Origin of the sequence: Streptomyces sp. SAI-170, assembly GCF_049739565.1 — a bacterium.
Lineage (GTDB): Bacteria > Actinomycetota > Actinomycetes > Streptomycetales > Streptomycetaceae > Streptomyces.
In genome coordinates this window covers 5,770,162-5,783,529 of sequence record NZ_JBMGQD010000001.1, presented here as the reverse complement: position 1 = coordinate 5,783,529, position 13,368 = coordinate 5,770,162, and the positions used below count along the sequence as shown (strand labels likewise).

The window sequence follows — 13,368 nt, the reverse complement described above, 5'->3', positions numbered from 1 at the left end:
GTGGTGGGGAGTGGCCGCGGCCCTGCTGGCGAACGTGCTGTACAGCAGCGGTTTCGTGCTGGAGAAGCGGGCGCTGGCGGGCATGCCGGAGGTGTCCGTGCGGCGCCCGGCGCGGCTGCTGCGGCATGTGCTGGGCAGCCCGCTGTGGCTGGCGGGCTCGACGGCGCTCGCGGCCGGGTTCGGGGCGCAGCTCGTGGTCTACCGGACCCTGCCGATCGCCGCCGCGCAGGGCATCTTCGTCTCCGGCCTGGTCCTGCTGGTGCTGCTGTCGGCGCGGCTGCTGCGGGAGGAGACCAGCGGACGTGAGCGGTACGCGCTGGCCGCGATCCTCGCCGCGCTGCTGATGGTGGTGCTGTCGCTGGAGGACACCGAGCAGGTGGGCCGGTCGGCGCCCTACCCGCTGGTACTGCTCGTGTGCGTGCCGTCGCTGGCGGGCGGGGTGTGGCTGTACCGGGCCGCCGAGCGCCGGGCCGCGCGCCGCCACCGGATGCCGACCACGGGCGTCGAGTACGGCGTGGCGGTCGGCCTGCTGTACGGGGTGAGCTCGCTGGCCGTGAAGGGCGTGTCCGGCTGCCTGACGGGGAGCCCGCCCGGGCAGGCCCTGGCCGGGCTGGCCCGCTCCCCGTACCCCTATCTGCTGCTGTTCACCGGCGCGTTCGGCCTGGTGATGTCGCAAGCCGCGCTGCAACGCTGCCGGGCGTCGCTGATCGTGCCGGTGTGTACGACGGTGACGTGTCTGTACACGGCCGTGCTGGGCTCGCTGTCGTTCGGCGAGGCCCTGCCGGGCGATCCGGTGCGGCTCGCGCTGCGGCTGGCGGGCATCTGCCTGGCGGTCGGCGTGCTGCTGTCCGTGCCGAAGCACGACCCGGCCCCGCAAGTCCCCGTCCCAGCCGAGGAGTTCACGTGAAACCGGACGACCCCCTGCTGAAGATCCTGGCCTGCCCGCTCGACAAGGGCCCGCTGCACCTGCTGGCCGACGACGCCCTGTACAACCCGCGGCTGCGCCGCCTCTACCCGATCGTGGACGGCGTCCCGCAACTGCTGCCGTCGTCGGGGGAGCAGCTGGGGGACGACGAGCACGAGGACTTCCTGCGGCGTCTTTCCCAGGGACACCCCGAGGCGCCCGGGACGGCACCATGACCGGGCGGCCCACCCTGGCGGCCCGGCTCGCCCCGCACCTGCCGCCACGCCTGGTCGCGGCCGCCGCGCGTGCGGTGTACCCGCGCTTCGAGCCGGAGCTGGCCCGCCTCGGCGACTTCTGCCCGCCCGGCTGCGGGACGGCGGTGGACGTCGGCGGCTGGTACGGCCCCTGGACCCACCGGCTCGCCGGGCGGTCCCGCCGGGTGGTGACGGTGGAGCCGGTACCGCACCTGGCCCGCCTGCTCACGGCGACGGCCCCGGCGAACGTCCGGGTCGTCGAGGCCGCGGCGGGCGACCGCCCCGGCACCGCCCGCCTCTGGCTGCCCGCGGGCGACCCCGGCGACCGGGGCGTGTCCTCGCTCGTACGGCGGGACATCCACGCCCGTGCCGTCCCGGTGCGCGTGGTGGCGCTGGACGACCTCGGCCTGAAGGACGTCGGCTTCGTCAAGGTCGACGTGGACGGCAGCGAGCCCGCGGTCCTGCGCGGCGCGACGGCCCTGCTCTCCCGCGACCGGCCCGCCCTGTTCGTGGAGCTGGAGTCCCGTATCCAGCCGGTCGCACCGGTGGTGACGTATCTGCGCCTGCTCGGCTACGAGGGCTGGGTGCTGCCCGCGGACACCTGGGTCCCGCTGTCCGCCTTCCCCCTGGAGGCGCACCAGGCCCGTGCCGCCCATGTCGCCTCCCACGGGCTGGCCCGCCGTGTCCTGCCCTTCGGGGACCGGCCGCGGTACGTCAACTCGGTGCTGTTCCTCCCGGACGGCCGCCGCCCGGGCGGGGCGCGGGTGCGCGACGATGGGACGCATGCCGTCAGCTAGCCCCTTCACGCCCCTGCACTTCCAGCTGGTGCTGCTGCGCCGCATGGCCGACCACAACCCGGTCCTGGTGGAGCGGGCCCGCCATGAACTCGGCGTGTCGGTGGCGGAGATGCGCGAGGCCAACAAGCGCTGGCAGGCGATGACGCGCTCACCCCGGGCGAGACCGGCCGCAAGCCGCTACCGCTCGGTCCTCGGCCCCCCGGAGTCCGTCACGCCCCGCCGCATCGGCGACCTGGACTGCGAGGCCTGGCAGTGGCCGCTCCCCCTCTGGCCCGACCTGCGCTTCGAGATCCTCCTGGCCCCCAACGGCACGGTCTGGAACGAATGGCTGGTCCGCGCCGCGGGAGCCCAGGCCCCGGTCCTGAGGACGCTGGCGGACCTCACCCCCTGGTCCTGCACGGTCGACGAGGCCGCGCGCGCCTTCGCCCCGGCCCGCCCCCTGGAGGGCACCGCCCCCACCCGGTGGGGTCTGACGTTCACGGCCCCGGACGCCGAGGGCGTACGCCGGGAGGTGGTGGCGGAGTTCACCTGGGGGCTGCTCCAGCGGACGGCGGTGGGCGGTGGTTGACCTTCCCCTTCGGTGAAGCCCCAGCATCGGTGGCGGAAGAGACGAGGACGGGGCGAGGTACTCCATGGAGATGCTGACGATCGGGGCCTTCGCGAAGGTGAGCCGGCTGTCGCCCAAGGCACTGCGGCTGTACGACGAGCTGGAGTTGCTGAGGCCGGCACGGGTCGACCCGGACACCGGCTACCGGTACTACGCGGCCGGACAGCTGGAGCGGGCCCGGCTCGTGGCGTGGCTGCGGCGGCTCGGCATGCCGTTGGCGTCGATCCGCGAGGTGTGTGACCTCCAGGAGCGGGACGCCCGTGCGGCTGCCGCGGAGATCCGGGCCTACTGGGCGCGCGTCGAGGCGGAGACGGCCGTACGGCGGGACCTCGCCGCGTTCCTCGTCGACCATCTGTCGACCCCGACACGGGAGGACACCACCATGCTGGAACTCCGTTATGCCGCGCACTCCGACCGAGGCCGGACGCGTCCCGCCAACCAGGACGCCGCCTACGCGGGGCGGCGGCTGCTCGCGGTCGCCGACGGCTACGGGCCACGCGGCGAGGGCGCGAGCGGCGCCGCCCTCGATGCCCTGGCCGCGCTGGACACCGGCGACCTGCCGGACGGCAGCGTGCTCGGGCTGCTGGAGGACGCCGTGCGCGACGCGTCCCGCGCCGTGCGGGAGACCGCGGGGGCCGAGGAGACAGGCACCACCCTGACCGCCCTGCTCTGGACGGGCTCCGCGCTGGCCCTGGCGCACATCGGCGACTCCCGGGCCTACGTCCTGCGCGACGGCGCGCTCTTCCGCATCACCCACGACCACACCGTCGTGCAGTCCCTGCTCGACGAGGGCCGGCTGACACCGGAGGAGGCTCAGTCGCATCCGCAGCGCTTCCTGCTCCTGAAGTCCCTCTCCGCGGACACCGACCCCCTCCCCGACCTCCGCCTCCACGAGGCCCGCCCCGGCGACCGCTACCTGCTCTGCTCCGACGGACTGTCCGTCACCGTCCCCGACGAACACATCCGACGGCTTCTGACCGACGCCGGCTCCCCCGACGACGCCGTCCGCACCCTGACCGACGCCGCGAACGACGCCGGCGGCCCGGACAACATCAGCTGTGTGGTCGCGGACGTGGTGGTGGCCGGGGCCTGATCAAGAGGTCCGTTCAGGAAACGGGAGGCCCGATCGTCCAGCGGGCCCCGGCCCGGTCCGGCAGGATCGGCGGCATGTCCCTCACCGGAACCGCCGCCCACGCCTTTGCCGGTCCCCTGCCCCCGCTCGTCGCCCGCGCCGTCGCCGCCGCCCGGGCGCACGGTTTCCCCCACTCCTGCCGCCCCGAACAGGGCCGCCTGCTGCACGCCCTGGCGGGCGGGGCCCGGCGGGTCATCGGGGAGACCGGCACCGGGCTCGGCGTCGGCCTGGCGTGGCTGGCGTCCGGCGCCGGGCAAGACGTACGGCTGGTCAGCGTGGAACGCGATCCGCAGCGGGCCCGCGCCGCGGCGGCCCTGTTCGCCGACCGGCCCGGTGTGGAGGTGCTCACCGGTGACTGGCGGCGCGTCGAGGAGCACGGGCCGTTCGACCTGCTGGTCCTGGACGGCGGCGGACAGGGCAAGACGCCCGGTGACGCGCCCGCCGACGTGGAGCGGCTCCTCGCCCCCGGCGGCACGGTCGTCGTCGACGACTTCACCCCCGCCACCACCTGGCCGCCCCTCCACGACGGCCGCCCCGACCTGGCCCGGCTGCACTGGCTGGACCACCCGGCGCTGCACACCGTGGAACTGCGGCTCGCGCCGGATCTGAGCGTGGTCGTGGGGACGCGCCGCGTCGCTCGGTGACCGTTGTCACGGTCCGGGCTCCTGCGGCCTTGGGCGGGGTTGGGGTAGGAACGGGTCGTCGTCGAATTTCCCGGCCGTTTCCGACCGTCAAGGAGTGCCCCGCGTGTCCTCCCTCTTTCCCGCGCTCGCCGGTGGACCGGGCGAGCGCGTCGCGCTCCGGTTCGGGGCGCGGTCGCTGACGTACGCGCGACTCGCCGCCGCGGCCGGTGCCGTGGCGGAGGGGGTGCGTGGGGCGCGCCGGGTCGCCGTGTGGGCGACGCCCGAGCTGGAGACAGCCGTCGGTGCGGTGGGCGTGCTGCTCGCCGGGCTGCCGCTGGTGCCGCTGAACCCGAAGTCGGGCGAGAAGGAGCTGGCGCACATCCTGGCCGACAGCGCGCCGGACGTCGTCCTCGTCGGGCCGGGTGCCGAACTGCCTGTGGCCGTCCAGGGGTTGGCCCGTGTCGAGGTCGACGTGCACGCGGAAGGCGCCCTGCCCGCTGAGTCGGCCGGTGACGCCGACCCCGCACTGGTCGTCTACACGTCCGGCACGACCGGCCCGCCCAAGGGCGCCGTCATCCCGCGCCGGGCAATCGCCTCGACGCTGGACGCGCTGGCCGACGCCTGGCAGTGGACGGACGCCGACGAGCTGGTGCACGGGCTGCCGCTGTTCCATGTGCACGGGCTGGTGCTCGGCATCCTCGGCCCGCTGCGCCGGGGCGGCGGCGTACGGCATCTGGGCCGGTTCACCACCGAGGGCGTGGCGCGGGAGCTGGCGTCCGGCGCGACCATGCTGTTCGGGGTGCCGACGATGTACCACCGGATCGCGGAGACCCTGCCCGGCGACCCGGAGCTGGCGAAGGCGCTGGCGGGGGCGCGGCTGCTGGTGTCCGGGTCGGCCGCGCTGCCGGTGCACGACCACGAGCGGATCGCGGCGGCGACCGGGCGCCGGGTCATCGAGCGGTACGGCATGACGGAGACACTGATGAACACCAGCGTCCGCGCCGACGGCGAGGCCCGCGCCGGGACCGTCGGTGTGCCGCTGCCCGGCGTGGAGCTGCGGCTGGTGGAGGAGGACGGCTCCGGGATCACGGCGTACGACGGGGAGACCGTCGGCGAGATCCAGGTGCGCGGGCCGAACTTGTTCACCGAGTACCTCAACCGGCCCGACGCCACCGCGGCCGCGTTCACGGCGGACGGGTTCTTCCGCACCGGGGACATGGCGGTGCGCGAGCCCGACGGCTATGTCCGCATCGTCGGCCGCAAGGCCACCGACCTGATCAAGAGCGGCGGTTACAAGATCGGGGCCGGTGAGATCGAGAACGCCCTGCTGGAGCACCCGGGTGTGCGCGAGGCCGCCGTGACCGGGGAGCCGGACCCGGACCTGGGCGAGCGGATCGTCGCCTGGATCGTACCCGCCGACCCCGAAGCTCCGCCCACCCTCGCCGAGTTGGCCGACCACGTGGCCCGGCGGCTCGCCCCGCACAAGCGGCCCCGGGTCGTCCACCACCTCGCCGCGCTGCCCCGCAACGACATGGGCAAGATCATGAAGCGGGCGCTGGCCTCATGACCGTCCGCCTCACCGCACGGCAGGCGATCGCCCTCGTCGCCGAGGACTTCACCGAACTGCCTCCGCCCGAGCGCGAGCCGGCCCCCGACGGCCCCCTCGGCTGGCACGGCTACGACGCCGCCCGCGCCCGCGCCGCCGAGCGCACCGGCGAGCCGGAGTCGGTGGTGTGCGGCACCGCCCGAGTCGGGGACACACGGGCCGTGCTGATCTCCTTCGAGTTCGGGTTCCTGGGCGGCTCCCTCGGCGAACGCACCGGCGACCGCATCGAGGCGGCGTACGTCCACGCACGCGAACACCAGCTGCCGGTCGTGCCGTTGATCGCCACGGGCGGCAGCCGGATGCAGGAGGGCATGGTCGCGCTGACCCAACTCCAGCGCGTGGCCCGGCAGTCGGTGCTCACGCGTGAGGCCGGGCTGCCGCAGATCGCCGTCCTGCGCGACCCGACGACCGGCGGCGGCTGGGCCACCCTGGGCGCGGGCGCCGACGTGGTCCTCGCCCTCCCCGGCGCCCAGGTGGGCTTCGCCGGCTCGCGGGTGCGCCCGGCGGACGCCGACCCGGCCGCGTACACGGCCGAGGCGCAGGTCGCGGCGGGCGCGGCCGACGCGGTCGTACCGCCGCAGGAGCTGCGCGAGGTGCTGGGCCGCTGGCTGCGGCTGCTGACGACGCCCTCCGCCGAACCCGCGCCCCCGCCCGAGCCCCTCGGCGCCCGCGATCTCCCGCGCACCGGCTGGGACGCGGTCCGGCGGGCCCGCTCCCCCGAACGCCCCCGCGCCGAGGCCTATCTGGACGCCTACTTCACCGACCGGGTGGCGATCAGCGGCGACCGCTGCGGCGGTACCGACCCCGGCATGCTGTGCGGCTTCGGCGAGCATCGGGGCCGTACGGTCGCGTACGCCGCGCAGTGCGGCACCGCCACCCGCCCGGCGGGCTACCGGACGGCGACCCGGCTGATCCGGCTCGCGGACCGGCTCGGCATCCCGGTGCTGACCCTGGTGGACACCCCGGGCGCGGCCAACGACGCCGAGGCCGAGCGGCAGGGCGCGGGCGCGGCGATCGCGGAGCTGTTCGCCGCAGTGGCGGGCGCCCGTACCCCGCTGACCACGCTGCTGATCGGCGAGGGCGGCTCGGGCGGGGCGCTGGCACTGGCCGCGCCCGGCAACACCTGGGCCACGCCGGACAGTTACTTCTCCGTCATCGCGCCGGAGCTCGCGGCCGCGATCCTGAAGCGCCCGCCGGAGGAGGTCGAGGCGACCGCCGGTCAACTCCGGCTGCGGCCCCAGGACTTGGCGGAGCTCCGACTGATCCGAACAGGGGATCAGTTGTTCCCTGGAACAGGTGATCGTCAACCGTGAGGGTCAACTGAGGCCTGCGGGGCGGGACATACTCACTGTGCGCGAACGACGGGCTGCAGACCGTGATCGACCACGCGCATGTCCCATGTGAACCTCTGCAAGGAGTAGCTCGATCATGAACCTTCTCACCGACGCCCTCGCCTGCCTCGTCCACTTCATCGGCTGGCTGGTCTGAGGCCGTCCCGAGAACGCACGGCGGCGCCGTCTCCCCGTCCCAGGGAGGCGGCGCCGTCCGCGTGTCAGCGGACCCCCGCGGCCCGGATCACCTCCTGCCGCACGGACCCGCCCCGGTCGTCCCGCGCCGACGCCCGCAGGGACACCGACCCGGCGCCCTCCGGGACGTCCAGTACCCCGCGCCCCGACCGGTCCAGCGCGACCCTCCGCCAGGTGACACCGTCGTCGTACGACACCTCCAGCGCGACCCCGCCGACGACCCCGGTGCCCGCCGCCCCGGCGACGTACCCGGCCCGGATCCCGACGGGCACGCGGCGCCCGCCCGGCACCCGGCCCGCGAGGTCGGTGCCGAGGTCGAAGGAGAGGTTGATCAGCGGCAGCCGGGTCTCCTCGGCGGTGGCCGCGGAGCGGAAGGTCCACTCGGTGTGCCCCTCGGTGGCGAGGCCCCAGCGTCCCGCGTCGAGCGCGGTGTCGGTGACGACCCGGTAGGTGTGCTCGCCGGCGGGCGCGCCGGAGACATAGGCGTCGGCCCCCCGGCGCCGGTCGACGAGTTCGCCGTCCAGGTACACCTCGGTGGACTGGCGCATACCGCTCTCCTCGCTCCACACGTCGCCGAAGCCGGAGTGGTCGGGCCCGGAGTCGCCCCAGCCGGGCAGACTGAACTCCAGCCGGTCGCCCGTGCGGACCGGGCCCCGGTCGAGCGCGGTGCCGAGCCAGGGATGCCAGACGGGCCGGAACCACGACAGCTCCCGGTGCGTGCCGCCCCGGTACCGGACGACACCGCCGCGCTGCTCCAGCGCCCCGTCGGCCGTCGTCACCGACTCCTGCCAGCGCTGCCCGGGCCCGGCCGAGACGAAGTCCGTACGGGCGGCGGGCTGGTCGACGCGCTCGGGGAAGCCGAGGCCGACCGGGAAGGCGTCGGTGAGCGAGTACCGGAACTCGCTGCCGCTGCGCGGCACCGCCGCGTGGAACGCGGTGTCCAGCACGGCCAGTTCGTCCTCGCCGGGCCGGTAGGTCAGCTCCCGGTCGGGGATCGCGCCCCGGTGCCCCTGCGAAAGGTCGTACACATAGGGCGTGTTGCGTGTGCCGGTCATGTCGACGGCCCCGGCCTGCCGCAGCCGGGCCGCGTCGGCGGCGTCGAGCGTGGCGATGGGGAAGGGCCGGTCGGAGCCGTCGTCCGCGCCCCACCAGGCGCTGAGCCGGCCGGGCCGGTCGTCGGTGACGAACAGGGCCGCCACCCCGGCGTCCTGCGCGGCCTGGGCGAGCGCACCCGGTTCGGCTCCCTCGGCGAGGCGCACGAGCACCGCCTTGCCCCGGGCGTCGTCGAACGACCCCTCCACCAGCGGCAGCCTCCTGCGGCCCTCGACGAGCGTGCCGCCGGACTGCACGAGCGCGTCGGCGACGCCCCGCACCTGAAGCAGCGGCTTGCCCAGCCGCCATACGGTCCGGTACTCGAACAGGCCCTGGCCGACCCGTGCGGTGGGCGCCGCGAACACGCTGTCGTACGTCATCGGCACCATGACCGCCCCGAAGGCGTCGGAGCCGCCCCCGCTCCGGGCGTACTCCATGACGAGCTGGCGCCGCTCGGTCCGCCGGTCGACCTCGGTGCGCAGCTCGCGCAACTCCCGTCCGTCGAGGGTGACTTCGCGGTCGCGGTCGAGGACGACCTCGGGCGCGGCGAGGAAGCCGAGGCCGAGCGAGTCGGTGCCGTGGCTGCCGCGCACGTCGAGGAAGGAGGTCAGGCTGTAGGTGCCGGGCGCCAGCCGCAGCGCGAGGCTGCCGGAGTCGCCGGCCCGGGCCGGGAACGGGTCGCTGCCCTCGGCGAGGCGCTGCACCGTGAGGTCGGCCGCGGCGGGCTCCCCGTCGCGGTCCTTGACGTGCACGGTGAGGGTGTACCGCTCGTCCTCCTTGACCAGGCCGTACGCGGTGCGGGCGAGAGGCGTGCCGTCGTCCGACACGGCCGTGATCCGGCCGCTGGTGGCGCCGACCGGGGCTTTGGTGCCGTCCCTGGTGACGGTCGTGGACGCGATGCCGTGCGCGGGCACGACCAGCGTGCTGTCGGCGAGCACGGCGGCCTCGTCGGAGGCCGACAGACGCAGCCGTACGTCCGTGTCCGTGGAGTTGGCGTAGGTGAGGGTCCGCGTCACCGGCGGGTTCGCCGCGTAGGGCCAGCGCAGGAAGCCGAGGTCGACGCCGCCGGTCGCCGTGACCGGGGCCCGTACCGCGTCCGGCACGCTCACCCGCCCGGCGCCCAGCTCGTACACGGACGCGTCGAGCGGCTTCGCCGTCGACATCAGCGCGTCCTTCAGCCGGTCGCCCGGCCAGTCGGGGTGCTGCTCGGCGAGCAGCGCGGCCGCGCCCGCGACGTGCGGCACCGCCATCGACGTACCGCTCAGGGAGGTGTACGGCCCACTGCCGCCGGTCAGTCCGGAGCGGGCGGCGAGGATGTCCACGCCGGGCGCGGCGAGGTCGGGTTTGAGGGCGTTGTCGCCGAGGCGCGGACCGGCGCTGGTGAACCAGGCGGCCCGGTCGGCGGAGTCGACGGCGCCGACGGTGAGCGCGGCGTCGGCGGCGCCGGGCGAGCCGATGGAGGAGGGCGCGCCGGTGTTCCCGGCGGCGACCACGAACAGGGCGCCGGTCTCGCGCGAGAGGGTGTTCAGGGCCTGCGCCATCGGGTCGGTGCCGTCGCTGGGCTCGGTGGTGCCGAGGCTCATGCTGACGATGTCGGCGCCGGCCTCGCGGACGGCCCACTCCATCCCGGCGATGATCTGCGACTCGCTGCCGGTGCCCTGGTCGCCGAGCACCTTGCCGATCGCGAGCGCGGCTCCGGGCGCAACGCCCCGTTCGGCACCGGCGGAGGCGGCCCCGCTGCCGCCGAGGATCGAGGCGACGTGCGTGCCGTGGCCCCACCGGTCGGCGACCTCCTGGCCCTCGACGAAGCTGCGGCTCGCGGTGACGCGTCCGGCGAGGTCGGGGTGGTCCGCGTCCACGCCGGAGTCCAGGACGGCGACGGTGACGCCCTTGCCGGTCAGCCCGGCCTCCCAGGCGGCGGCCGTGCCGATCTGGGCATTGCTTTCGGCCATGTCGGCGCGCACCCGCCCGTCGAGCCACACCGCGCGGATGCCGTCCTGCCGGGTGAACGCCCGCCAGAACTCCCGCCCCCGGCCCGCCTCCACGGCGGCCCCGCGCACACTGGGCAGGACCCGCGTCCGCTCCGCCCCGCGCGGTACGGCGGCCCGCGCGCCCTTGTCGTACGTCACGATCAGCGGCAGTTCGGCGGCCCGCTCGTCGGCGAGGCCCTGCCGTATCAGCCCGCTCACGTCGAACAGCCGCTCGTCGAGCGTGCCCGCGCGCAGATACGGCAGGGCCTCGTCCGGTACGACGGTGATGCGGCCGTCGGCCGACCGGACACGCACCGCTCCCCCGGCGCCCTCGGGCCGCTGTACGGCGACCGTGCGCTTCCCGCCTCCGACGTCGGTGACGGTCACGCGGTCGCCGGTGACGAGCGTGATGTTCTGCACCGGCCGCTCGGTGTTCCCGTTGTTCCCGATGGTGTTCCCGGTGTGCGCGAGGGCCGGGGTGTCGCCCTCCGCGTGCACCGTCGGCGACAGCAGGAGCGCCGCGACGGCCGCCGTCACGGCGGCCCGGCGCCCGACTGGTCCTCTGGTCATCCCCACCTCTCTCGGTCGAGCGGGTCGAGTGGTGGGAGCAGTGTGATGTGCCTTGTGTTGCAGGGGAGTTGACCGGGAGCAGCGGATCGTCGATGTGGCGGGTTTCCGCCACCGCCGCGGGACGCGCGGCGTTTGCGGCGGGACAAGGCGAAGTGCTCTCCGACACAATGGAGTTCACCGACGTCACGCAACACACGGGGGAGCGGCACGGCGCCATGGACGGCCTGGTGGAGTTCAAGACCGAGGACGGCGCGCGGATCGTCGTGGAGGCGGCCGAGGACGACGCGTCCGGCGCCCGGCTGGTCTCGCGCGGCGACGGACCGGCGCAGGCGGTGCGCACCTTCGAGGGCGCCCTGGAGGGAGTGCGCGCGGCGGCGGAGTCCGCGCTGCGGGTGTTCCGCGACGGCCTGCTCCGGCCGGACTCGGTGGAGCTGGAGTTCGGGGTCAAGCTGAGCGCGGAGACCGGCGCGATCATCGCCAAGGGCGCGGCGGAGGGCCACCTGATCGTCAAGCTCAGCTGGTCACCGGGCCCGGCCGGCGGTGCCGCGGGGGCGGCCGACGCGTCCACGAGCCCGGCGTCCGGGGCCGCACCATCGGCCGACGGCCGCCCCGCATGAGCGACGCCACCTGGCACGCCCGGATCGAGTGCGGGAATGAAGTCGGCGCGGGCTTCCTGGTGTCCGCGCGCCGGGTGCTCACCTGTGCCCATGTCGTGCGGTGCAGTGACGCGGCCGAGGTCACCGTGTCCTTCCCGGGACGCCGTGAGCTGGGCGGCGTGCGTGCGTCGGTCGCCGTGCACGGCGGCTGGCGGGGCGGCGCGGCCGACCCGGGCGACCTCGCCGTACTGGAGCTGGAGCGGGACGTGCCGCTGGCCCCGGCCGCGTTCGCGCCGCCCGGCGCGGAGCACGGCGGCGAACTGGTGGCGTACGGCTTCCCGAAGGGCTACGACGAGGGCATGCTCGCCGCCTACCGCGCCCTGCCCGGGCCGCTGATCTCCGGCGAGTGGGTCCAGCTGGAGGCGCTGACCGCGCACGGGCAGCCGCTGGCGGCGGGGTTCAGCGGGGCGGCGGTGACCCGCCCGGACGGCAGTGTGGTGGGGATGGTGTCGGCGGTCGCGGGCTCCCGGGAGGTGCGGGTCGGCCGCATGCTGCCGACGGAGGTCATGGCCCGCTACTGGAGCGGCCTGGGCGAACTGGTGCCGACGGCCGGCCACGCGGCGGACGCACGCCGGCGGCTGTACACGCTGGTGCGGCGCGCGCAGGAGGAGGCCCGTGCGGGGCTCGACCCCGACCGGCTGTACGTCGACGCGGTGGGCCCCTTCGGACCGCCGCTGCCGCCGGGCGGGTTCCCGTCGCTGGAGCGGGCGGCGGGGTACGTGCAGTGGGAGGTGCCGGAGGCGGAGGCGGTGACCCGGTTCGCCGACCGGCTGGAGGAACTGCTGCACGGCGACGAGACACCCGCCCGCCCGGAGGCGGCCTGGTCGCCGATCGTCGTGGAGATCGAGCACAGCGGCGCGGGCGCCGACCAGGTCACCGTCGAGGTCTCCGCCTACCGCGACGGACACCGCCGCCCGGTCGGCGCCCGCCGTCTGCCGCGGTCCGGCGTCCGCGCGTACGTGCAGGAACGCATCGACGAGGCGTTCACCCAACTCTCCCCGGACGCGGAGGAGTTGCTGACCTTCGTGCTGCCGAGGGAGTGGCTGAACGAGCCGGTGTCCCGCTGGGAGTGCAGCCCCGACGACCCCACCCCGCTGGGCTGCGCCTACCCGCTCGTGGTGGCCGACCGCTCCCGGCACCGCAGCGGCAGGCTGCGCCACCAGCTCGCCAAGAAGTGGCAGAAGCTGGACGCCGGCACCACGTCCCTGCACCGCGTCGAATGCGGCACCCGCGAGCGGCCCCTGAGCCTGCGCAAGCGGCTGCGCGAGCACGACGCGGGGCTCACCGCGTACGGCGCTCCGCCCACGGCCGTACGGGAGCACTTCGAGGTCGCCGTCAACGTGCCCGTCCCGGTCCTGCTGTGGCCGCGCACCGGCTGCCCCGGCGCCGCCCACACGGGCCCCTGCCCGGGCGGCACCTTCCTGGACGAACTCGCCGAGTCCGTCACCGGCGTACCGCCCGCGGACCTGCCCCGCCTCGTCCTGACCCTGCGCGAGACCGCGGAGGCCGCCGACGAGCCGGAGCGGCACTGGGCCCACGGCCTCCAGTTGCTGTGGGACGACCCGCGCTGCTTCCCCGAGCCGACCGCCTGTCTGCACTCACCTGTCGCCTGAGCGAAACATGAAAGAAGA

General features: G+C 75.3%; 11 protein-coding genes. 10 read left to right on the top strand and 1 reads right to left on the bottom strand.

Features of this window, described 5'->3' with window-relative positions; all coding sequences use genetic code 11:
- Nucleotides 1-10: 10 nt before the first annotated feature.
- The 8 genes from RKD23_RS25900 (at nt 11) to RKD23_RS25865 (ending at nt 7,236) form a co-directional block, all read left to right on the top strand.
- Nucleotides 11-907, top strand: a complete 897-nt coding sequence (locus RKD23_RS25900; protein WP_424858332.1) for a hypothetical protein — start codon at nt 11-13, stop codon at nt 905-907.
- Complete coding sequence (locus RKD23_RS25895; RefSeq protein WP_424855847.1) at nt 904-1,140, top strand: Trm112 family protein; 237 nt, start codon at nt 904-906, stop codon at nt 1,138-1,140. The genes RKD23_RS25900 and RKD23_RS25895 overlap by 4 nt, the downstream gene beginning before the upstream one ends.
- The gene (locus RKD23_RS25890; RefSeq protein WP_424855846.1) at nt 1,137-1,955 is read left to right on the top strand and encodes an FkbM family methyltransferase; all 819 of its coding nucleotides are present in this window, start codon (nt 1,137-1,139) and stop codon (nt 1,953-1,955) included. Before RKD23_RS25895 ends, RKD23_RS25890 begins: the two co-directional genes overlap by 4 nt.
- On the top strand, nt 1,933-2,523 hold the full coding sequence (locus RKD23_RS25885; RefSeq protein WP_424855845.1) for a hypothetical protein: 591 nt from the start codon (nt 1,933-1,935) through the stop codon (nt 2,521-2,523). The genes RKD23_RS25890 and RKD23_RS25885 overlap by 23 nt, the downstream gene beginning before the upstream one ends.
- 64 nt (nt 2,524-2,587) lie before the next feature.
- Complete coding sequence (locus RKD23_RS25880) at nt 2,588-3,655, top strand: MerR family transcriptional regulator (protein WP_424855844.1); 1,068 nt, start codon at nt 2,588-2,590, stop codon at nt 3,653-3,655.
- Between the two features lie 74 nt (nt 3,656-3,729).
- A complete protein-coding gene (locus RKD23_RS25875) occupies nt 3,730-4,338 on the top strand; it encodes an O-methyltransferase (RefSeq protein ID WP_424855843.1) in 609 nt (202 codons plus the stop codon).
- 103 nt (nt 4,339-4,441) lie between these two features.
- Nucleotides 4,442-5,884 carry an acyl-CoA synthetase gene (locus tag RKD23_RS25870; protein WP_424855842.1) on the top strand — a complete coding sequence of 481 codons (1,443 nt, stop codon included), beginning with the start codon at nt 4,442-4,444 and terminating at the stop codon, nt 5,882-5,884.
- The gene (locus RKD23_RS25865; protein ID WP_424855841.1) at nt 5,881-7,236 is read left to right on the top strand and encodes a carboxyl transferase domain-containing protein; all 1,356 of its coding nucleotides are present in this window, start codon (nt 5,881-5,883) and stop codon (nt 7,234-7,236) included. Before RKD23_RS25870 ends, RKD23_RS25865 begins: the two co-directional genes overlap by 4 nt.
- A 239-nt stretch (nt 7,237-7,475) precedes the next feature.
- On the opposite strand, the gene RKD23_RS25860 is transcribed toward RKD23_RS25865, so the two are convergent.
- Nucleotides 7,476-11,081 carry a S8 family serine peptidase gene (locus RKD23_RS25860; protein WP_424855840.1) on the bottom strand — a complete coding sequence of 1,202 codons (3,606 nt, stop codon included), beginning with the start codon at nt 11,079-11,081 and terminating at the stop codon, nt 7,476-7,478.
- A 152-nt stretch (nt 11,082-11,233) separates the two neighbouring features.
- Between RKD23_RS25860 and RKD23_RS25855 the strand changes: the two genes are divergently transcribed.
- Together RKD23_RS25855 and RKD23_RS25850 are read left to right on the top strand one after the other, a co-directional pair.
- Nucleotides 11,234-11,698: a CU044_2847 family protein gene (locus tag RKD23_RS25855; protein WP_424855839.1), complete on the top strand. Its 465-nt coding sequence runs from the start codon at nt 11,234-11,236 to the stop codon at nt 11,696-11,698.
- Nucleotides 11,695-13,350 carry a trypsin-like peptidase domain-containing protein gene (locus RKD23_RS25850; RefSeq protein WP_424855838.1) on the top strand — a complete coding sequence of 552 codons (1,656 nt, stop codon included), beginning with the start codon at nt 11,695-11,697 and terminating at the stop codon, nt 13,348-13,350. Before RKD23_RS25855 ends, RKD23_RS25850 begins: the two co-directional genes overlap by 4 nt.
- Nucleotides 13,351-13,368: the final 18 nt, after the last annotated feature.

What these genes read in the sequence shown, in the direction of transcription:
- RKD23_RS25890 (WP_424855846.1), top strand. Translation starts at nt 1,137, where the DNA reads ATGACCGGGCGGCCCACCCTGGCGGCCCGGCTCGCCCCGCACCTGCCG.
- RKD23_RS25865 (WP_424855841.1), top strand. Translation starts at nt 5,881, where the DNA reads ATGACCGTCCGCCTCACCGCACGGCAGGCGATCGCCCTCGTCGCCGAG.
- RKD23_RS25875 (WP_424855843.1), top strand. Translation starts at nt 3,730, where the DNA reads ATGTCCCTCACCGGAACCGCCGCCCACGCCTTTGCCGGTCCCCTGCCC.
- RKD23_RS25860 (WP_424855840.1), bottom strand. Translation starts at nt 11,081, where the DNA reads ATGACCAGAGGACCAGTCGGGCGCCGGGCCGCCGTGACGGCGGCCGTC.
- RKD23_RS25850 (WP_424855838.1), top strand. Translation starts at nt 11,695, where the DNA reads ATGAGCGACGCCACCTGGCACGCCCGGATCGAGTGCGGGAATGAAGTC.
- RKD23_RS25880 (WP_424855844.1), top strand. Translation starts at nt 2,588, where the DNA reads ATGGAGATGCTGACGATCGGGGCCTTCGCGAAGGTGAGCCGGCTGTCG.
- RKD23_RS25885 (WP_424855845.1), top strand. Translation starts at nt 1,933, where the DNA reads ATGGGACGCATGCCGTCAGCTAGCCCCTTCACGCCCCTGCACTTCCAG.